This is a genomic window from Faecalibacterium sp. An58 (assembly GCF_002161515.1).
Classification (GTDB): Bacteria; Bacillota; Clostridia; order Oscillospirales; family Ruminococcaceae; genus Faecalibacterium; species Faecalibacterium avium.
The window spans coordinates 1-1,220 of sequence record NZ_NFHX01000068.1 but is presented as its reverse complement, the minus strand read 5'-3'; the positions used below and the strand labels follow the sequence as shown (position 1 = coordinate 1,220).

The 1,220-nt window shown below is 56.7% G+C and carries 1 protein-coding gene; it reads right to left on the bottom strand.

Going from position 1 to position 1,220, the window contains the following annotated elements; genetic code table 11:
• A partial coding sequence (locus B5G12_RS14165; RefSeq protein ID WP_275532655.1) for a helicase-related protein occupies positions 1-1,220 on the bottom strand: 1,220 nt, incomplete at both ends.

Below are 1,220 nucleotides of genomic sequence, written 5' to 3'. Positions count from 1 at the left end.
GTCTCGGCGGTGGGCATTTCCTTGCAGGCCAGAAGCAGCCGCTCGCCTGCGGCCAGCTTGTCCTCAAAGTGCATCCCTTTCACGGTCATGCCGCAGAAACCGTCCTTCACCTGGGGGTTGGTCTCTGCCGTTTTGGCGTCCTGTTGCAGGGCGGCAATCTCCGCTTTCTGACACTGGATGCTGGCGGGAAACTCTTTGAGCAGCTTATCCTCCAGCCGGTACTTCTGGCTCTGGTGGTCGGCTTTGAGAACTTTCAGCTTTGCTACCTCCACATCCAGATTCATCTTTTCCTTGATGAGCGGGTTTCCGGCACACAGCGCCTTGACCTCGGCGTAGCTGAGGACCTGTTCGTCCACGTCCTCACAGGAGCGTACCGGGCTTTTACTGGTCATGATCTGCCCAATGAAGCGCTGTTTGTTTTCGAGTGTCTGCCATAAATAGGCATCGAATGTCCCTTCCGTGACGTAGTTGTAAATCTGCACCGTTTTGTTCCGATTGCCCTGCCGGATGATGCGGCCGTTGCGCTGGGTCATGTCCGAGGGTTTCCAGCCTACGTCCAGGTGATGGACGGCCACCAACCGGTCCTGCACGTTGGTGCCCGCCCCCATTTTTGCCGTACTGCCAAGCAAAATGCGCACCTGTCCGGTACGCACTTTGGAGAACAGCTCCTTCTTTTTTGCCTCGGTATCAGCGGTGTGGATGAAGGCCACTTCAGTTTCCGGCACGCCCGCCGCCAGCAGTTTTTTCTTCACATCATCGTAGACATTGAACTGCCCGTCGCCCTTGGGCGTGGACAAATCACAGAACAAAAGCTGAGTCAGCTTGTCTGATTTGCCTTCCTCCCAGATGCGCAGGACGTTGCGAACGCAGGCATTTAGCTTGCTGTTCGGGTCGTCGGGCAACAGCGGATTCATAAGGCGCTGGTCGAGGCCAATCTTCCGGCCATCGTTCGTCACGCACAACATGTTGTCCTCGGAAGCATCCACCATCCCGGCGTTGATCTTGCCCGCCCGCTCCGAAAGGGACTGCACCATTTCCTTCTGAATTTCGGAGGGCTTGACCAGCACTGTCTCAAACTTCGCCTCCGGCACCGGCAGGTGAAGCTGGTCGCTGGTCTTGATGTCCGCCACTTCCTTGAACATAGTCATAAGTTCGGGGAGGTTGAAGAATTTTGCAAAGCGGGTCCGCGCCCGATAGCCGGTGCCCTCGGGAAGCAAGTT